The organism is Belliella baltica DSM 15883 (assembly GCF_000265405.1).
In the GTDB taxonomy this organism is placed as follows: Bacteria; Bacteroidota; Bacteroidia; order Cytophagales; family Cyclobacteriaceae; genus Belliella; species Belliella baltica.
The window spans coordinates 2,421,930-2,441,057 of the sequence record NC_018010.1 but is presented as its reverse complement, the minus strand read 5'-3'; the positions used below and the strand labels follow the sequence as shown (position 1 = coordinate 2,441,057).

At 36.5% G+C, this 19,128-nt stretch carries 16 protein-coding genes and 1 pseudogene; 8 read left to right on the top strand and 9 right to left on the bottom strand.

What is annotated here, in order from left to right:
* Positions 1–107 precede the first annotated feature (107 nt).
* From BELBA_RS11195 to BELBA_RS11185, 3 genes are all read left to right on the top strand, one after another.
* Positions 108–1,394: a serine hydrolase domain-containing protein gene (locus BELBA_RS11195; RefSeq protein WP_014772807.1), complete on the top strand. Its 1,287-nt coding sequence runs from the start codon at positions 108–110 to the stop codon at positions 1,392–1,394.
* A gap of 61 nt (positions 1,395–1,455) precedes the next feature.
* Positions 1,456–1,737: a type II toxin-antitoxin system RelE/ParE family toxin gene (locus BELBA_RS11190; protein WP_014772806.1), complete on the top strand. Its 282-nt coding sequence runs from the start codon at positions 1,456–1,458 to the stop codon at positions 1,735–1,737.
* Between the two features lie 10 nt (positions 1,738–1,747).
* Entirely contained in the window at positions 1,748–2,050 is a 303-nt protein-coding gene (locus BELBA_RS11185; protein WP_014772805.1) for a HigA family addiction module antitoxin, read from the top strand.
* Positions 2,051–2,093: 43 nt separating this feature from the next.
* On the opposite strand, the gene BELBA_RS11180 is transcribed toward BELBA_RS11185, so the two are convergent.
* The 7 genes from BELBA_RS11180 to BELBA_RS11150 all read right to left on the bottom strand — a co-directional run bounded on the left by BELBA_RS11180 (position 2,094) and on the right by BELBA_RS11150 (position 10,050).
* Entirely contained in the window at positions 2,094–2,942 is an 849-nt protein-coding gene (locus tag BELBA_RS11180; protein ID WP_014772804.1) for a prephenate dehydrogenase, read from the bottom strand.
* A gap of 10 nt (positions 2,943–2,952) precedes the next feature.
* Positions 2,953–4,098 (bottom strand): pyridoxal phosphate-dependent aminotransferase, encoded by a 1,146-nt coding sequence (locus BELBA_RS11175; protein WP_014772803.1) that lies wholly within the window; start codon positions 4,096–4,098, stop codon positions 2,953–2,955.
* A complete protein-coding gene (locus tag BELBA_RS11170; protein WP_014772802.1) occupies positions 4,098–4,916 on the bottom strand; it encodes a prephenate dehydratase in 819 nt (272 codons plus the stop codon). Before BELBA_RS11170 ends, BELBA_RS11175 begins: the two co-directional genes overlap by 1 nt.
* 157 nt (positions 4,917–5,073) lie before the next feature.
* Positions 5,074–6,285 carry a 3-phosphoshikimate 1-carboxyvinyltransferase gene (locus BELBA_RS11165; RefSeq protein WP_014772801.1) on the bottom strand — a complete coding sequence of 404 codons (1,212 nt, stop codon included), beginning with the start codon at positions 6,283–6,285 and terminating at the stop codon, positions 5,074–5,076.
* A gap of 27 nt (positions 6,286–6,312) precedes the next feature.
* Positions 6,313–7,344, bottom strand: coding sequence for a 3-dehydroquinate synthase (gene aroB / locus BELBA_RS11160; protein WP_041779637.1), 1,032 nt, complete (start codon positions 7,342–7,344; stop codon positions 6,313–6,315).
* Positions 7,345–7,511: 167 nt separating this feature from the next.
* Complete coding sequence (locus tag BELBA_RS11155; RefSeq protein ID WP_014772799.1) at positions 7,512–8,609, bottom strand: chorismate mutase; 1,098 nt, start codon at positions 8,607–8,609, stop codon at positions 7,512–7,514.
* Between the two features lie 352 nt (positions 8,610–8,961).
* A complete protein-coding gene (locus BELBA_RS11150) occupies positions 8,962–10,050 on the bottom strand; it encodes a bifunctional 3-deoxy-7-phosphoheptulonate synthase/chorismate mutase type II (RefSeq protein ID WP_014772798.1) in 1,089 nt (362 codons plus the stop codon).
* A gap of 189 nt (positions 10,051–10,239) precedes the next feature.
* On the opposite strand from BELBA_RS11150, the gene BELBA_RS11145 reads away from it, so the two are divergent.
* From BELBA_RS11145 to BELBA_RS11135, 3 genes are all read left to right on the top strand, one after another.
* Positions 10,240–11,427 carry a proline dehydrogenase family protein gene (locus BELBA_RS11145; protein WP_041779327.1) on the top strand — a complete coding sequence of 396 codons (1,188 nt, stop codon included), beginning with the start codon at positions 10,240–10,242 and terminating at the stop codon, positions 11,425–11,427.
* A gap of 63 nt (positions 11,428–11,490) precedes the next feature.
* The gene (gene lysS, locus BELBA_RS11140) at positions 11,491–13,209 is read left to right on the top strand and encodes a lysine--tRNA ligase (RefSeq protein ID WP_014772796.1); all 1,719 of its coding nucleotides are present in this window, start codon (positions 11,491–11,493) and stop codon (positions 13,207–13,209) included.
* A 308-nt stretch (positions 13,210–13,517) separates the two neighbouring features.
* A complete protein-coding gene (locus BELBA_RS11135) occupies positions 13,518–14,732 on the top strand; it encodes an arginine deiminase (protein WP_014772795.1) in 1,215 nt (404 codons plus the stop codon).
* A 4-nt stretch (positions 14,733–14,736) separates the two neighbouring features.
* On the opposite strand, the gene BELBA_RS11130 is transcribed toward BELBA_RS11135, so the two are convergent.
* Positions 14,737–16,668, bottom strand: coding sequence for an ABC-F family ATP-binding cassette domain-containing protein (locus tag BELBA_RS11130; RefSeq protein ID WP_014772794.1), 1,932 nt, complete (start codon positions 16,666–16,668; stop codon positions 14,737–14,739).
* Positions 16,669–16,826: 158 nt separating this feature from the next.
* Here BELBA_RS11130 and BELBA_RS11125 point away from each other — a divergent pair.
* A pseudogene (locus BELBA_RS11125) lies at positions 16,827–16,982 on the top strand (PQQ-dependent sugar dehydrogenase); the annotation flags it as partial.
* A 26-nt stretch (positions 16,983–17,008) separates the two neighbouring features.
* Positions 17,009–17,671, top strand: coding sequence for a carboxypeptidase-like regulatory domain-containing protein (locus BELBA_RS11120; protein ID WP_014772793.1), 663 nt, complete (start codon positions 17,009–17,011; stop codon positions 17,669–17,671).
* Positions 17,672–17,805: 134 nt separating this feature from the next.
* Here the strand turns inward: BELBA_RS11120 and BELBA_RS11115 are convergent, their stop codons facing one another.
* Positions 17,806–19,125: an ABC1 kinase family protein gene (locus tag BELBA_RS11115; RefSeq protein WP_014772792.1), complete on the bottom strand. Its 1,320-nt coding sequence runs from the start codon at positions 19,123–19,125 to the stop codon at positions 17,806–17,808.
* Between the last annotated feature and the right edge of the window lie 3 nt (positions 19,126–19,128).

Here is a 19,128-nt window from a genome sequence, read left to right as displayed (position 1 = left end):
ATTGATTTTCTCAGGAAAGTATTTATTCTAAATTTAAGGGTAAGAAATTATTAAACCACAATTAAGACGTATTTTCAATCCATAATGTCTCAAGAATCATCCTAACTATGAAAAATAAATTCTTTGCATTTTCTGTAGTCGCTTTAATGATTACCAACCTAAGCTTTAGTCAGGTTTCCAATGTGATATTCTCAACAGCTGAAAAAGTCAATCAAGACTCCCTCCATAATATTAATCTTTTGCTAGAGAAAGCAGTAGATAATCAATGGATTGCTGGAGCGGTGGCATTGGTAGCTATTGATGGAGAAATTGTCTATGAAAATGCTTTTGGCTTTAGAAATATTGCTCTAAATGAAGCAATGAAAACAGATGATATATTTAGAATGGCCTCTATGACTAAACCCATCACTTCCATCGCTATTCTTAAATTATATGAAGAGGGAAAACTTGATTTCAAAGATCCCGTTTCCAAATATATTCCTGAATTTTCAAACCCTCAGATATTAGTAGCTTTGAACCCTACCGATTCTAGCTATACCACAAAACCTGCTTCTCGTGAAGTGACTATTCATGACCTCTTGACTCATACTTCAGGAATTTCCTATGGCTTTGCGGATACGTTGATGAATAAGATTTATGCCAAAGAAGGAATCATAGACTTGACTACTTTAAGGCCAATCAAATTAGAAGAAAGCATAGCTAAACTTGCAAAACTACCTTTGAAACATGAGCCGGGCGAAAAATTCACTTATGGATTAAGTATTGATGTTTTAGGTCGAGTAGTAGAAGTTGCCTCAGGACTGTCTTTTGACCAATACTTATTGGAAAACATATTTGATCCTTTAGGAATGGATGATACTAGGTTTTATTTTGATGATGAAACTCAGAAAGAAAGAGTTACTACCATGTATGCAAACACGAGGTCAGAGCCATTAGTGGAGTTTCCAGAAAACCCAAATAGAGACTTATCCGGTTTCTTCCCAATCAAAGGAGCAAAAACCTATTTCTCAGGGGGAGCTGGCTTGAGTTCTACAGCTCAGGACTACTTCAAATTTTGCCAAATGGTACTCAATGATGGAGAATTGAATGGAGTCAGAGTTTTAAAAGAGGAAACTATCGCTTTCGCTAAAAACAATCAAATCGGAGAAATTAGAATGGGTAGAGATCATTTTACCTATGGTTATCAAGTTGTTCCAGAAGACGGAGATTTACGTTTTGGAAGGATTCCTGGAAAAATTTCTTGGGGAGGTGCCTTTCAAACTACTTTCTGGATTGATCCTGCAAGAAATTCTGTAGCCATGCTGCTTACACAAATGTACCCATCATATCATCAACAAAAGCTTTACGGACCATTTGAGCAAATGGTGAATGGGGCGTTTGAGACCGGAAACTAAAAAAATTATTTAAAGACAAATAAATTACTTACCTTTAACGTTACTAATGTAATACGTACATATGATTATTTCATTTGGATCAAAAGATACTGAACAAATATGGCTTGGTATTCGAGTAAAAAAAATCCCACTTGAAATACAAAATATAGGTAGGCGGAAGCTAAGAATGCTAAATAATTCACAAGATCTAATTGATTTACGAGTTCCTCCTTCAAACAGACTTGAAAAATTAAGCGGTAATTTATCTGATTATTATAGCATTAGAATAAATAGACAATGGCGTATAATATTTCAGTGGGAAAAAGGGCAAGCTTCTGCTGTATCAATAGTTGACTATCATTAAATCATCACAAATGGAAAAATTAGCTAACATACATCCAGGCGAAATTCTATTATTTGAATTCCTAGAACCACTTGAAATCACACCTTATAGACTTTCTAAAGATTTAAAAATCCCTCAAACTCGCATTTCTGAAATACTCAAAGGTAGAAGGAGAATTACTGCCGATACTGCATTACGATTAAGTAAATATTTTGGAAATTCACCAAAATTTTGGCTTGGTCTTCAAGATGACTTCGATATTGAAGAGGAATTAGAAAATAAGGAGAATGAAATGAATGAAATTAAACGACATGACGAAAAAAGTGTAGCCTAAAATTATAAAAACCCCTGCTAGCAAACTAACAGGGGTTTTTATTTTATTTTCCTAAATCTAAAATATCTCCAATTTTGTTGATTTTCTGCATTTCTGAAGCTAGACTTTCAAAGTCTTCAGCAATGATTTTATCTCTGAATTTTGACAAATTAGATATATAAAGACTTAAGGCTTCGAGCATATTTTTTTTGTTTTCCTCCATAATCGGTGCCCACATAGCAGGAGAGGATTTGGCCAACCTTACCGTAGATGCAAAACCTGAACCTGCCATATCAAAGATATTTTTTTCATCTTCCATCTTATCCAAAACAGTCTTGCCAAGCATAAAAGAAGATACGTGTGATAGATGCGACACGAAGGCAAGATGTCTGTCATGCTCTTCAGCATCCATAAATCTCAGTTTCATATTGAGCGCTTCTAAGATGTCATAAGCCATTCCTTTCAAATGCACATCAGTCAATTCCATTTCGCAGATGATAAATACTTTCTTATCCAATAAGTCAGCTTTAGCTGCTTTTGGCCCAGAATATTCCGTACCTGCTATTGGGTGTCCTGCCAAATATTGGGCTCTTTTAGGATGCTCTGTAACCGCTTTGCAGAGATTTTCCTTCGTAGAACCAAAGTCTATAATCAATGTGTTTGGTCCTACTTGATCCAAATATTTGATTAAAAGTCCAGATAGCGTATTCGCTGGAGTCGCTAAGATGATGACATCCGTATCTGCATCTGGTTCTTCTTTAGCTTCATCTATGATTCCTAAGATTTGAGCATCTTCTAGATTTTTGGGATTGGCATCAAACCCAGTAAATTTAATATCAGGTTTAGCCTGTTTTAAAGCTAAGGAAAAAGAACCTCCCAAAAGTCCTAACCCGATAATGTGTATCTTTTTCATATTGATGGTTTTATTTGATTCTATTGATTACTTCTTCTATTTTTTTTTCTGAAATGCAAAGTGAAAAACGAACATATCCTTTCCCCTGACTTCCGAAAACACTTCCTGGCGTGATAAACAAGTGATGTTGATCAAGTAACTCGTCCACAAAATCTATATCTGTTTTATCGTTTTTGATTTTCGCCCAGACGAACATCCCTACAGCTTCTTTTTCTACCTCCAAATCCAAAAGGTCAGCTAATTCCCAGACTAAGTTTCTTCTTTTCCCATAAGTCTCATTCAGTGAAGCATACCAATCTTGACCTAATGAAAGTGCAGCAATAGCACCTTTTTGGATCCCTAGAAACATCCCTGAATCCATATTGCTTTTTACTTTCAGCACTGCATCAACCAATTCTGCCTTCCCCACTAAAGCTCCAACTCTCCATCCCGCCATATTTGCGGTTTTACTGAGGGAATTGAGCTCCAATGCAATTTCCTTCGCTCCGTTTATTGATAAAATACTTGAAGGTTTATCTTCTAAAATAAAGCTGTAAGGATTATCATGAATGATCAAAATATTATGCTTCTTCCCAAACTGAATAATCTTTTCAAATAAATCTTGATTAGCTCTTGCTCCCGTCGGCATGTGAGGATAATTAACCCACATCAATTTCACTTTTGAAAGATCGTTTTTTTTCAATTCTGCAAAATTTGGCTGCCAGTCATTTATTTTGTCCAAGTCATAGAAAACAGCCTTAGCTTCTACAAGCTGTACCGCTGAGGCATAAGTGGGATAACCGGGATTTGGGATAAGAACTTCATCACCTGCATTCAAAAACGCCATGGAGATGTGTACTATTCCCTCTTTCGAACCCATCAAAGGAAGTATTTCAGCGTTAGGATTGAGATCAACTCCATAATACTTTTGATAAAAATCAGCAAAAGCCTTTCTCAACTCAGGTATACCCTGATATCCTTGGTACCCGTGGGAAAGGGAATCTGAAGCAGTATCTTGGAGTGCCTTGATCACTGAAGGGTGCGGTGGTAAATCCGGACTTCCTATTCCCATATTGATTACAGGCTTCCCTTCAGAAATCAACTGACGGACTTCTTTAAGTTTTTTGGAAAAATAATATTCCTCGATATATGTTAGTCGATTAGAAAAACCCTTCATCACTTTCTGTTCTCGTATTCACCGAAAATTTTCACATCGCCAAAATCATTTTTTATATCTTGAATTACCGACTGATAGGCTTGATAATTCTCGAATTGCAAATCTATAAAAAATGCGTACTCCCAAGGTTTGTCAATCACGGGGATAGATTGAATTTTACTCAAGTCCAAACCAGAGCTACTGATCAATGACAATAATTTTGCAAGAATGCCTTTTTCATTGTTAACAGTTACTTTGATAGAAGCCTTATTGGGCTGAGAAAAGCCTAACTCTAAAATTGGTTTCTGTAAAATGATGAATCGGGTAAAATTATTTTTGACGGTTTGAATATCGCCTGCAAGTATTTCTAGCCCATAAATTTTTGCGGCTGTTGTGCTAGCTATTGCTGCTACATTTTTTAATTTTTCATCTCTAATTTTTCGCGAAACGGAAGCTGTATCGATATCATCAATCAATTTGATATTCGGATAGGCTTCAAAAAACTTCTTGCATTGCAACAAGGCCATGGGGTGAGACCTTACTTCGGTAATATCATCGATTTTCTGTCCTTTCAGACACATCAAATTATGAGAAATTGGCAAGTAATATTCATCCTTGATCGTCAGATTATAGCGATCTATCAATTCATAATTTGGAAGAATAGCACCAGCGATTGAATTTTCAATGGCTAAAATCCCAAATTCACATTCTCCTTTACTCACACATTTGGCAGCTTCTTCAAAAGTCCTAAAACCCAAAATCTCTGCGTCCTCTCCAAAACAATTGAGCGCCACTTGATGATGAAAAGAACCCGGTATTCCTTGAATTGATATTTTCATAGAAAGAGATATTAGAAGCGAGACATTAGATATGAGACTAGATAAACACGAGATAGGATCATATAAATAAACGATTGAAATCAGCTTTTTGCAGGTGGTTTAGTAACCAAGTTTATATTGTTAAAACTTTACAACCTTCCAACATATATTTCAAACCTTACAATTCTTTCACCAATTCCACGTGTTTCCAAAAACTTGGGTAGGATTTGTTGACTACTTCTGGATCTTCGATGATGACTTGAGTTTTGGTCATCAATGGCATAAATGCCATCGCCATCCTGTGGTCATCATAAGTTTGAATTTGAACTTCTCTTGGAATATCAACTGAAGGAATTAATGTAAACACTTCATTTTCACCTTCTACTAGTTGAGCGTTAAACTTGGCTAGTTCTTGCTGTAAAGCTAAGATTCTATCTGTTTCTTTGATTCTTAGACTTTCAAGACCAGAAAACTCCACTTTCTGACCTAAGATTGCGCACGTGACAGCCACCGTTTGTGCCAAATCAGGACAATGGGTAAAATCCCATGACTTCAAACCCTTGATAGGTTGCTTGGTTAATTTAACACCTGATTTATTAAATTCACTTCTAACTCCCAAATGATCCATGATTTCCACGATCTTGAAATCACCTTGAAGGCTGTTTTGCTTCAGTCCTCTTAGAAACAATTCTCCTTCATCGGCACATGCCAATAGACTGAACCAATAACTTGCACCGGACCAATCAGACTCTACGGCAAAACTTGATGGCTGATATTTTTGAGGAGCAATAAGAATTCTATTTTCAATCCAAGTATATGTCACACCAAATTGGGCCATCAACTCTAGTGTCATTTCTATGTAAGTTCTCGAGCCTACTTTGCCTTCCAACTCCAACTCCAAACCTTCTGGCAAAATCGGTGCAATCATCAGCAAAGCTGAAATATATTGACTGCTTACATCTCCTCTTATCTTGATTTTATTGGTCTTTTGATTGCTAAAACCATGAATCGCCAAAGGTGGATAGCCTTCTTTATTCATATAATGTATCTCCCCACCGAGCTCTCTCAGTGCATCTACCAAGATCCCAATTGGGCGTTCACACATCCTAGCTGTACCAGTCATAATCTTATTCTGATTGGTAACAGTAGCATATGCAGTAAGAAAACGCATTGTCGTACCAGCATCAAGCACATCCAAAACAGGTGGATTAGTCTCAAGCAATCGAATCATCGTTTGCGTATCTCTTGCCTCAGCGAGATTCCTGATCTGATTTTCACCTTCCGTCAAAGCATCAATAATCAATACCCTATTGCTTTCGCTTTTTGAAGAAGGAAGTGGAATATCCGTAATTTTGAATTTTGATAGTTGAGATAATGTAATGGTATTCATTAGATATAAATAGGCTTGAAGATGTTCTTAAAGAGATTTGTAAAATGCGATTGCTTCTTTTATTTCTGTTATACTCCCTGTGATGTTGTATTCGCACTGTCCGATTTTCCTAAGAAGGGAGAAATTTATACGATCGGAATCATTTTTCTTGTCTTGCGAACAAAGTGCTACAATAGCATCAACATCAGCCATTGGAATTTCTATTTTCCCATACACCCCTAAGAGTAAATTTGTTATTTGCTTCAATTCATCTAAAGTCAAGCCTGATTTTTTGTTTGAGAGAAAAGCTTCAGAAATCATTCCGATGGCAATTGCTTCGCCATGAAGCAAATGGTTTTCAGAATCCAAATAAAAGGATTCAAAAGCATGACCAATGGTGTGCCCAAAATTGAGAATCTTTCTCAGTCCCGATTCCTTTGGATCTTTTTCTACCACTGACTTTTTTATGCTGACTGACTTTTCAATCAAGGTCTTCCAATCTTGAGATTCCCAATCTTGAATTTTCAGACAAGAAAAATAATCTGCATTTTGAATCAAACCATGTTTAACCACTTCTGCATATCCTGAACGCAATTCGTTTACTGGTAAGGTTTTGAGAAATTCATCTGAAATAAGGACAGCAATTGGTTCTGCAAAAACACCGATATGATTCTTGAAACCATTGAAATCGATCCCAAGCTTCCCTCCTACACTGGCATCGACTTGAGAAAGTAGTGTGGTCGGTATGTTGATAAAGCGCACACCTCTCTTGTAAGTGCTGGCGCAAAAGCCGCCCATATCGCCCGTAACTCCTCCACCAAGATTGATTATCAGTGCTTTTCGATCAAACCCACAATCTGTCATCCATTGCCAGATTTGAATGCAGGTGTCGAGGTTTTTATTGATCTCTCCTGCAGCAAAAGCGAAAGTTCGATGTGGTAGTAGCTTGGATTTAATCAATGGATAGCAATGCTCCTGTGTATTGCTATCCATGATCAATCCGAGTTGGGAATAATCCTGTCTGTTCAAAAACCCAGCAAGATCATCCGATATGGTATTAGAAAATATAATTGATTCCAATTTTTCTATGTTATTAATTGACTCGAAATTACAAAATGCCCGGGTATAAAAGTTATAAAATTGTAAATTTGGAATGTTGAAAAGTTTGAGATTAGCAATGATTAAAAACAAAATGAAATCAATGATTGCCAATAAATTTTAAACCTTTCAACATTTTAACCTAATTACTATCTCTTAACTGGATCTGCTTCTCGTAATTGCTTTTCTTGTCTTTTAACTGATTCTTCATGAATACAGTAAAGCAATTCTTTCATGAATTTTTCACTCAAATTTTTCTTCACTCCCTTTTGTGTTCTAGATTCCATTACGTATTTCCATCTGTCAGATTGGAATACGGTCAGGTGATTTTCTCTTTTATAGGCTCCTATTTGATCGATCATGGAGAATCTTTCTTGTAACAAATCCAACAATTGATCATCCAAATGATCTACTGCAGTTCTCAAGTCATTGAGTCTTTCACCTGGATTTTCCGAACCAGCAGTTTCTCTAAAATCAATCTTAGAAAGAATTTGCTTTAAAGCAGCAGGAGTTACTTGCTGTTTTGCATCAGACCAAGCATTGTCAGGATCATGGTGTGTTTCAATCATCAATCCATCTAAACCAAAATTAATCGCACGCTGAGCAGTCTCCAAAATACCTGCTCTATTTCCAACAATATGACTTGGGTCGTTGATCACTTCCATTCCTTTCCACTCTCTCTTTAAGTGAATTGGCATAGACCAATTTGGCTTATTTCTAAAACGTTTGTCATAGGAATCGGAGAACCCTCTGTGGATTGCTGCTAACTTGTTGATGCCAACAGTTTGAAGTCTTTCCAAAGCTCCCAGCCAAAGTTGAAGGTCAGGATTCATTGGATTTTTCACCATCACAGGAATATCTACGCCTTTCAATGCATCAGCAATTTCCTGCACTGCAAACGGATTAACCGTAGTCCTGGCTCCAATCCAAAGTACATCTACTTTGTGCTTCAATGCCAACTCAACATGCGCTGCATTTCCAACTTCGGTCGTGATCGGAATGTTCAGGTGATTTCTTACGATTTCCATCCATGTCAAACCCTCTTCTCCAATCCCTTCGAAACTCCCTGGTCTGGTTCTTGGCTTCCAGATTCCAGCTCTAAAAAGATGAGGAATCATATTTTCCTTCTTCATATCCAAACAGACTTTTTCTATCTGTTCTGGCGTTTCTGCGCTACAAGGTCCTGCAATGATCAAATGACCATTTAATCCGAGTCCCCAGTCTTTTGTTTGTAAGTGATTTTCCATGAGTTTAATTGGTTTGAATAAAAAAAGCCCGACTCTTGCGAATCGGGCTTCTGTGTTTGTATGATTGTTTATTTTTTGACTAGACAATACGCAGCTCCGATTCGACCTTTAGGACGAAAATAAAAGTAAAAGAATGTAAAATATATCGCTGCTGTGATTAACATACTTCAAATGTAAATGGTCATTTTTTAAAAACAAATTAATTTTTCAATATTTTTTTACCAATTAGATAAAACTAATTGACAATGTTGCCAATTCATCAAAAGACTAAAGAAATTCTTTTTTGTGCAGAATATAATTTGGACTTGATTTTTCAAAATTACTTAAAATCTAGGATCCATCTATTTGAAAATTATTTTTCCAGTTTTCTGCCTTCCATAATTTCCGTTTGTTTATTAATCGATTCGGTATGAATAAGTTTAAAAACCTCCTTGATAAATTCAGGATTTACATTCATGGACTCTGCCCAATCAGCTCTTGTTTTGAAAACTTTCTTCCATCTCTCAATTTGAAAAACGGTCAAGTTATTTGATTTTTTATATTCTCCCACTTGCTCAACTAAGCTCATCCGGCGAGTCAAAACTTCTAATAGTTCTCTATCTACTTCATCAATCTGTTCTCTAAGTTGCTCAAGTTGATGCTTAAATATTGGATTTTCCAATCCACTATTTCTTGTCTTAAGACTTTTAAGCATTGCACCAAATGCATCAGGAGTCAGTTGTTGTGCCGCATCTGACCAAGCTTTATCTGGATCGATATGAGATTCTACGATCAAACCATCAAAATTCAAGTCATAAGCCATCTGTGCGATATCAAATAGCAAATCTCTTTTTCCACCAATGTGACTAGGGTCATTCAACAAAGGTAAATTCGGGATTTTGGTTTTTAATTCAATCGGAAGCTGCCACATTGGGGAGTTCCTATATTTTGTATCATTAAAATTTGAAAAACCCCTGTGAATCGCTCCTATTCGCTTCAAACCTGCTTGATCTAATCTTTCTAAAGCCCCAATCCAAAGTGCTAAATCTGGATTCACAGGATTCTTGACAAAAATTGGAATATCTACTCCCTTTAAACTATCAGCAATTTCCTGAACCGCAAACGGATTAACGGTGGTCCTTGCTCCAATCCATAATAAGTCAATACCAGCTTCAAGCGCTTGTTCCACATGGTTAGGGTTTGCAACTTCTATTGCGAACTTGACACCATACTTCTCCTTCACTTCTTTGATCCAAGGCAAAGCAATTGCTCCCACCCCTTCAAAATTACCCGGTCTCGTTCTAGGTTTCCAAACTCCACCACGGATGATTCTCACACCTTGATCTACCAATCCTGCAACAGTCCTATCCAGCTGCTCAGGAGTCTCTACGCTACAGGGCCCTGCGATGATCAAAGGTTTCTGGAGATTCATTCCCCAACGATCTAAAGTTTTTGTTTCCAAATGGGATTATATTTTAGCAAATTAACAATCGTCTAAGGTAAAAAGTTATTGAATCAAAAGTGAAACAATAACATGCATTTTGACAAAAATCATGAAGATTAAAAATAGATTGAACAAATGCTTTTGTAACCATATAAGGTTTGGAAGGCTTTGTTTGATAGCGTATATTTGCAGCTCTATCATCAGAATATGCCCACAAAAACGAAAATTTCTTTGGAAAACTTAGAAGTAGCTTTTGCTTCTAAAACGGATGCGGAATTGAGAAAAATGTATCTCATTTACGCAACTATGAATAACAATACCGCTGTAAAATTGGGTATAAAAATGGCGAATTTCGCATTTGCTATCAAAGCACCCATCAAAGGTTTGATGAAAAAAACGATGTTTGGGCATTTTTGTGGTGGAGAAAGCATTGAGGATTCCCAAAAAACTGTGGATGAATTAGCTGCTTATCGCATTAGAACAATCTTAGATTATTCTGTAGAAGGTAAGGGAAATGAAGCCAGCTATGAAGCAACCAAAAATGAGATTTTAAGAACTATAGAGCGGTCTGCTGGAGATGAAAATATTCCTTTTGCAGTGTTCAAAGTAACAGGATTAGGTAGCTACGAGATCATGATGAAGGTTCAAGAAGGAAAAAAACTTTCTGAAAAAGAGCAAACATCATTTAATAAACTGAAAGCTAGAGTTGACGAATTATGTAAAGCTGCTTTTGAAGCGAAAACCAAAATCCTGATTGATGCCGAAGAATCTTGGTTTCAAGACGTCATCGATGAAATGGCATATGAAGCCATGGAAAAATACAATCAAGAACATTGCGTGGTTTACAATACTTATCAAATGTATATGCATGAAATGTTGCAGAGACTTAAATCTTCACAAGCAGTTGCGGCACACAAAGGATATAAGTTTGGCGCTAAACTCGTCCGTGGTGCCTACATGGAAAAAGAGAGAGATCGCGCAAAAGACAAAGGATATAATAGCCCTATACAGCCAGATAAAGCATCAACAGATAGAGATTTCGATGAAGCGCTTCGCTTTTGTGTAGAAAATCATGGTCATGTCAGTCTCGTGGCAGGTTCACACAATGAAAAAAGTAATATCCTATTAACTCAGCTAATCGAAGAGGCTAACATTAGCCCAAGTGACGAAAGCGTATATTTTGCTCAGCTCTATGGAATGAGTGATAATATTTCATTCAACCTATCTCATGCAGGATATAATGTAGTAAAATACGTTCCTTATGGTCCAGTTGAGAAAGTAATGCCTTATCTAGGAAGACGAGCTGAAGAAAACACCTCAGTTGCAGGTCAAAGTTCAAGAGAATTTGACTTGATCAAAAAAGAAATTACAAGAAGAAGAAATATAAAAGCATAAAATAAAAACCAACACTGAGCGCAGTTCATATAATTTCGCTCAACATCTCAAATCATTGAACAAATGCAATTATTAAGCGAACAGGAAATAGAGCGTAGAAAAGACCGGGAAGAACTAATGAAACTGGGAATCAATCCATACCCAGCAGAGTCATTTCCTATCAATGTGACTGCGGCAGATATTCATAAAAATTACGAAAATAATAAAACTGATTACAAGGGTATCACCATTGCAGGTCGATTGATGAGTCGTCGTATCATGGGTTCCGCTTCTTTTGCAGAAATCCAAGATTCTACTGGCAGACTTCAAATTTATGTAAGAAGAGACGATATCTGCGAAGGAGAGGACAAGACCCTTTATAATACTGTTTTTAAAAAACTATTAGGAATCGGTGATTTTATTGGCGTTCAAGGATATATTTTCACTACGCAGACAGGTGAAATTTCTCTTCATGTAACTGAACTTAAAGTGCTTTCAAAAGCCGTAAAACCTCTTCCTGTTGTCAAAAGAGATGAAGATGGAAATGTATATGACGGATTTACAGATCCCGAGTTGAGATACAGACAGCGCTATGTTGATTTGACAGTCAATCCAGAAGTTAAAGAGGTGTTCATTACCAGAACAAAAATCATCTCCAACATGAGAAGATACTTCGACGATCACGGATGGTTGGAAGTAGAAACTCCAATTCTACAAGCTGTTCATGGTGGTGCCGCAGCTAGACCTTTCAATACCCATCACAATACCTTGGATATGCCTTTGTATTTGAGGATTGCTAATGAACTGTACTTGAAAAGGTTGATTGTTGGCGGATTCGACGGTGTGTACGAGTTTGGGAAAATGTTCAGAAATGAAGGGATGGACCGCACTCACAATCCAGAATTCACTTCCATGGAAATCTATGTTGCCTACAAAGACTACATTTGGATGATGGAAATGGTGGAAGAACTTTTGGAGAAAGTAACCGAATCCATTCATGGCACAACGACAGTTACTGTTGGAGATAAAGAAATCAACTTTGCAGGGCCTTACAGAAGAATCAGCATGTATGATTCCATCTTGGAATACACAGGTATAGATGTTTCTGAAATGGATGAAGCAGGATTAAAACAAGTTTGCAAAGATCTTGGTATCGAAACTGACCCAAGCATGGGCAAAGGCAAATTGGTTGATGAAATCTTCGGAGCAAAAGTAGAGGCTAACCTCATTCAGCCAACATATATTACTGATTATCCAATTGAAATGACACCTTTGGCGAAAAAACACAGAACCAAAAAAGGTTTGGTTGAACGTTTTGAGCTTTTTGTTAATGGAAAAGAAATCGCCAATGCTTACACGGAGTTGAATGATCCAATAGATCAAAGAGAACGATTTGAAGAGCAATTGAAACTAGCGGCTAGAGGAGACGACGAAGCCATGGCGATGGATGACGATTTCTTGAGAGCTTTGGAATATGGTATGCCTCCTACTTCGGGTTTGGGTATAGGTATCGATAGATTGACCATGATGTTGACCAATAAGACCACGATTCAGGAAGTTTTATTCTTTCCACAAATGCGACCTGAGAAAAAAGTAAAAATCGCATCTGATGAAGATTTTATGGCTTTAGGGATCGCACAAGGATTGATTCCTGCATTGAGAGATTTGAATATCCATACTATCGATCAGTTGAAAGAGCAAGACGCCAATAAGCTTTTTAATGATGTCTGCGGAAGAAGAAAAAAACTCAAGCTTGAGGCGAATAACCCTACCAAAGAAGAAGTTGAAGCTTGGTTAGCCTAAGGTTGATTTAAGATTTAAGATCTTTAATTTTAGATTTAATAAAATAACAAGCCGGGTCGGAAGATTCGGCTTTTTTTATTTTTTGTTTTACCTTTTAGTCCTATTACTTTTTGACTTCTATTCTTTTTGAATTTGATTCTACTTATTTGGTTAAGAAGAATTTAAAAATGGAACAATTCATTTCATTGTGATATTTTTTCTTACAATCTATTTTCAATATTGAGATGTTTATCAAAAATGGATTGTCAATTAAACCATATTCTAAAAATTTTACAGTAATTTTAAGAAAATAAGTAAAAAAAGACACCATGAACTTGAGACTTAACTCTGAATTCGGAACATTGAAGGCTGTATTGATGCATAGACCAGGAAAAGAGATTGACCGACTAACTCCATACAACAAAGAATACCTTCTATTTGAAGATGTACCCTATTTGGATGCGATGCAGAAAGAACATGATTTTTTCACCGATTTGATCAAGCAAACTACGGGAGCTCAAGTTTTTAGATTACATGAGCTCATGATTCAGGTATTATCAGATGAAAAGCTGCTTTTCCAATTGATGCGTCAGGCGCTTACAAAATCAGGAATGACGCATTTGACGGAGCACATCATGGGTAGATTATCTACCGCAGAATGTGCTACTGCCCTTACAGCAGGTGTGAAAGTACACGAACTCAAACGAAAAATACCCAATCTATCTACTGGAGAATTGATGGATTACGCATTTGTAATTCCGCCAAGTCCAAACTTATATTTTCAAAGAGACCCTATGGCTGTCACTCCAGGCGGAATTATTTTTTCAAGTATGAAAATGGATGGCAGACAGAGAGAAGCAGATTTGCTGAGAAGCATTTTTGAAAATCATCCTGACTTCAAAGAAAATGTCAACAAACTCTACCCTGTCAATGGACACGATAATCCACCAAGCATAGAAGGTGGAGATGTTATTGTGCTTTCGAAAAAAGCAGTTGCAATTGGGAATTCCGAACGAACTGATGAAAAAGCAATTTATCATGTAGCCAAAGCGCTACTGGCAGAGGGGACTGTAGAGCGCGTTTATGAAGTTCATCTTCCTCAAAAAAGGAATTATATGCATCTAGATACTGTATTCACCATATTGGATGAAAACCTTGTATTGACCTATCCTGACGCACTCAATGCCGTGCTGCAGACTTCCCTCTACACGCTCAAAGAAATCAAAGACGACAAGGTCCATATCAAAAGAGAGGTTTTGAATGTATCTTTACTTACTGTTTTGGAAAAAGAAATTCCTTATTTGGAAATTCTTCATACTGCTGATGGAAATCCAGATTATGCCATGCGGGAACAATGGTTTGATGGTGCCAATGTCTTCGCTATCGGCCCAAGAAGGGTGATTTCCTACAATAGAAATAAACACACCAATAGAGCTTTGAGAAATCTTGGTGTTGAAGTATTGGAAATTCCATCTTCAGAACTCTCTCGAGGTCTTGGAGGCCCAAGATGCATGACCATGCCTTTAAGCAGAGCTAAAATCTAGAATTTTAACTCAATTCCATTTCCAAACTTTCAATTTCCTCAGCTAGCTTTTCCCATTGGGCATTCAAAACTCCCTCTTTGGCTTGAAACGTTGCATAATCTTTATTCAAAGCCTCTAGCTTTTCTGCATCTGCATAAACTTCAGGCTTAGCCATTTCTATTTCCAAAGCTGCTTTCTTTTTCTCAAGACTTGATATGTCATTTTCAACCTGTTCCAAATCTTGCTGCTTTTTCTTGAGCTCTTTTTTGATCAAATTGGCTTCAGATTGGTTGACTTCTTTTCTTTTAGGAGCTTCTACTTTCGGCGCAGACTCCACACTTGGAACGATTGGTTTTACGAATTCTTGCTTCGCTTTCCAGTCCACATACTCTTGATAGCTGCCTAAATATTCCTTGATTTCATGACTTTCTATGTACCATATTTTATTTGCAACACCCTTGATAAAGTGTCTATCGTGAGATACTGTGATAAAAGTCCCCTCGTATTGCTCCAAAGCCTGAATCAAAATATTCACAGATTGCATATCCAAGTGGTTGGTCGGTTCATCGAGTAGTAAGAAATTCGCTTCTGAGATCAATGTCTTTGCTAAGGCAACTCTAGATTTTTCTCCGCCTGACAACACTTTGATTTTTTTGAAAACATCATCATTAGAAAACAAAAAGCAACCAAGGACATTTCTCAATTCTTGCTCGGTCTTTTTCGATCCTGCTTGAGACATTTCTTGTAAAATCTCATTGTTCACATTTAGAGCTTCAAGCTGATGCTGTGCATAAAAAGACTTGATTACATTAAATCCATGCTCTCTTTTCCCATCTATCGGTTCAGTTCCATCTATAATCCTTAATAAAGTTGATTTCCCCTTACCATTTGCTCCAATCAATGCGATCTTATCGCCTCGCTCTATCCTAGCAGTGGTATTTTTGAGGATAACCAAATCTCCATAGGCTTTCGAAACGTTTTCTAAAGAAACAATATCTCTCCCCGATTTTTGAGAAAACTTAAATTTGAAATTTACTGAAATATTATCATCTACCACTTCATTTACTCGATCAAGTCTATCCAAGGCTTTTACCCTAGACTGAACTTGGTTGGATTTCGTTGCCTTTGCACGGAAACGTTCAATAAAACGCTCCGTTTGCTTGATCATTTGCTGTTGATTTTCATAGGCATTTTGCTGAATTTCCATTCTTTCCTTTTTCTCTTCTTTGTAGAAAGAGTAATTTCCAGAATACAAAGTCAAAGTACCATGTGAAACCTCCACAGTAGATTCAATACAATTATCCAAAAAATCCTGATCGTGGGAAACAACAATTACTGCACCTTCATAGGTTTTGAGGTAATTTTCTACCCACTGTATGGAAGGTAAATCCAAGTGGTTGGTAGGTTCATCAAGCATCAATAATGAAGGCTTTTCCAAAAGGAGTTTCGCTAACATCACACGCATTCTCCAGCCTCCAGAAAAAGTCTTTAAAGGTCTTTGTAAATCATTGGTATTGAAACCAATCCCTTCCAGAACCTCTTCAGCTTTAGCTTTGATGGTATAGCCTTCATTCGCTTCGAATTGATCCTGAAGTTTTGCTAACTTATTGATAACTTCATCAGAATAGTCCGTTTCCATTTGCTTGAGGACAGCATCTATTTCCTCCTGCAAACGCAAAGTTTCTTGAAAAGCTTCCAAAGCAACGTCTAAAATGGATTCTTCAGATTGGTAAGAAAGTAAATCTTGATTTAAAAATCCAATTGTACAATCTTTCGCTTTTTGAATTTCACCTGAGGAAGGCTGAAAGTCGCCATTAATGATTTTAAGCAGCGTTGATTTGCCTGTTCCATTTAAGCCAACAAGTCCAATTTTGTCTTTTGGTTTTATATGTAAAGAAGCATTTTCGTAAAGAGCCCTGCCTCCGATGAAGTACGATAGATTATTAATTGATAACATGGCGCAAAAATAGGCAATCTCCCATTGATATAGAAAGATGCTGGAAAATTTAAAGAAAATGATGATATTTAAGTTCAAGTAAATTCATGACGATGCTTAAAAATGCTCTTTTACTTGCAGCTATGATGATTTCCATAGCTTGCAATGCCCAAAATAAAGTGGTGAAAGAAGAAGTCTTCGCCGAAGGCTGGCTAGATAAAGACTCACAGGAGGTTTGGGGAAGACCTGTTGATGTTCTCCAACTCCCAGACGGAAGCATGTTGGTGTCAGATGACATGTCCAACTGTATTTATCGGATCAGTTATAAGAAGTGAAAATTTTAGATTGAGGATATAAAACTATGGACAGTAACGAATTTAAAGTCTCAATAGAAAAACCATGTGATAAGAAGTGGGATTCTTTTTCAGTGAATGAAAATGGTGGTTATTGTCCTAAATGCATAACGACAGTTATTGACTTCACCAATTATTCAAACACAGAAATCCTTCAATACTTAAAAATGACTGTTCAATTAGTTCTTGATATAATAAACAAACACTGTAAAAGTTTATTTTATACTTTAATAAGACCTAACAAACATTCGATAGGTTTAATAATTATAATGAGACTTTTTGTTTTGACCAATTCCAATATGGTATTCGCAAAAAATCAATTTTTCAACGAAAGAAATTATGTTGGAAATCAGAATCTCAATAATTCTTTGAATGTAAAATATCAGGTACTCAATAATGAATTTTCAGAAAATTTAATTCAAGGTAAAGTTATTGATAACGAATCAAAAGAACCTCTTCAAGGTGTCTCAATACTTATAGAAAAATCAGTGGTTGGAACTGTTACAATTAAAAATGGGGATTTTAAACTTGGGATTCCTGATAATCTTAGTAAAAAGAATGTAAAATTAATCTTTAGATATATTGGTTATAATACCAAATCGATAAAAGTCCGACAAAATCAATCATCTAAATTTTATACTATCAAACTCAAAAAATCGAAAGAAAAGTAAGCAGTCTCTTTTGTTTCTAGAATGAGTATTTCAATACTACAAACTAAGAACTTCGAAAAGTAGAAATAACAAAATAAAGAAATGCGACCAATTTTGGTCGCATTTCTTTATTTGATATTAAGTTAGATTCATAACTATTCTAACCAAGAAGGTTTTGTAGTTGTAATATTTGCCTCTAGTTGATTCAGTAAATTATAGATACCAAAGTAGGTTCTGTTAATATACAACCCATGTCTGCTTCCACGAGCCTGTCTGGACTTTCGGGACATTTTATCATTAGAAATGCGATCTCCTAATTTAAAAATTTGCTCGAAATAATCATTGTTAGCAAAGTCAAAGGTATCTACGTGAAATGGTTTACCTAGTAAAGAAATCATCTCCTTGAATACTCCTTTGAAATATGCTTTCTCAACTTCAGTATCTTTATCGCTGATAAATTCTAATCCATAGAATATCTCATTTAATTCCTCTTCATTGATCAACAATTCTCTTTTGATCAGCGAGAAATAGCCTTTATAAAAATCTTCCGGGATTACTTTCACACAACCAAAATCAATAATTCCCAACTTTCCATCATTTTGAATAATAAAATTACCAGGATGAGGATCGGCATGTACTTGTAATAAATTGTGCACTTGATGGTGATAGAAATCCCAAAGTGCTTGTCCAATTTTATTCTTTTCTTCCTGAGTTGGATTTGTTTCTAGCCATTCTTTTATATGCTTTCCTTCTATCCAATCCATGGTGATGATTCTATCAGAACTCAACTCTTCATAATATCCTGGGAAATTCAAACCTTCGATATGCGAACAAGCCTCTGAAATCTCCAAAGAACGCTGTACCTCTAAATTATAATCAGTTTCCTCAAGTAGCTTTTCCTCCACTTCTTCCATATAATGATCAAGTTCCTTCTCGTTCATGTTGAGTAATCTCAATGCAAAGGGACGCACTAATTTCAAGTCAGAACTTACTGAATCTGCAACACCAGGATATTGGATTTTTACTGCTAGTTTTTTGCCATCTTTAGTGGCCTGATGAACTTGACCAATGGATGCTGCATTGACAGCTGATTTAGTGAATGTATCAAAAAGACCTTCTGGAGTTTGACCAAAATATTTTTGAAATGTCTTTACAACCAAAGGATAAGACAAAGGAGGTGCACTGTACTGCGCCATCGTGAATTTGTCCTGATATGCTCTTGGAAGGATGTTTTTATCCATGGACATCATCTGCGCAACTTTCAAAGCTGATCCTTTCAATTCACTTAGAGAATTGTAGATATCATTCGCATTGCTGTTATGAAGTTCATCCTTCGTCATGGAAGGATTCACTACTTTTTTAGCATAATGCTTCACATAATTGCCACCTACTTTGGCGCCTGTACTGATGAATTTTGCGGCTCTTTGAACCTTAGAAGTAGGAATACTCTGCTGCTCTTTAACCTTGCTCTCCATGAT

Coding starts and splice junctions, on each gene's coding strand:
- BELBA_RS11195 (WP_014772807.1), top strand. CDS start 108: ATGAAAAATAAATTCTTTGCATTTTCTGTAGTCGCTTTAATGATTACC.
- BELBA_RS11190 (WP_014772806.1), top strand. CDS start 1,456: ATGATTATTTCATTTGGATCAAAAGATACTGAACAAATATGGCTTGGT.
- BELBA_RS11185 (WP_014772805.1), top strand. CDS start 1,748: ATGGAAAAATTAGCTAACATACATCCAGGCGAAATTCTATTATTTGAA.
- BELBA_RS11180 (WP_014772804.1), bottom strand. CDS start 2,942: ATGAAAAAGATACACATTATCGGGTTAGGACTTTTGGGAGGTTCTTTT.
- BELBA_RS11175 (WP_014772803.1), bottom strand. CDS start 4,098: ATGAAGGGTTTTTCTAATCGACTAACATATATCGAGGAATATTATTTT.
- BELBA_RS11170 (WP_014772802.1), bottom strand. CDS start 4,916: ATGAAAATATCAATTCAAGGAATACCGGGTTCTTTTCATCATCAAGTG.
- BELBA_RS11165 (WP_014772801.1), bottom strand. CDS start 6,285: ATGAATACCATTACATTATCTCAACTATCAAAATTCAAAATTACGGAT.
- BELBA_RS11155 (WP_014772799.1), bottom strand. CDS start 8,609: ATGGAAAATCACTTACAAACAAAAGACTGGGGACTCGGATTAAATGGT.
- BELBA_RS11145 (WP_041779327.1), top strand. CDS start 10,240: ATGCCCACAAAAACGAAAATTTCTTTGGAAAACTTAGAAGTAGCTTTT.
- lysS (WP_014772796.1), top strand. CDS start 11,491: ATGCAATTATTAAGCGAACAGGAAATAGAGCGTAGAAAAGACCGGGAA.
- BELBA_RS11135 (WP_014772795.1), top strand. CDS start 13,518: ATGAACTTGAGACTTAACTCTGAATTCGGAACATTGAAGGCTGTATTG.
- BELBA_RS11130 (WP_014772794.1), bottom strand. CDS start 16,668: ATGTTATCAATTAATAATCTATCGTACTTCATCGGAGGCAGGGCTCTT.
- BELBA_RS11120 (WP_014772793.1), top strand. CDS start 17,009: ATGGACAGTAACGAATTTAAAGTCTCAATAGAAAAACCATGTGATAAG.
- BELBA_RS11115 (WP_014772792.1), bottom strand. CDS start 19,125: ATGGAGAGCAAGGTTAAAGAGCAGCAGAGTATTCCTACTTCTAAGGTT.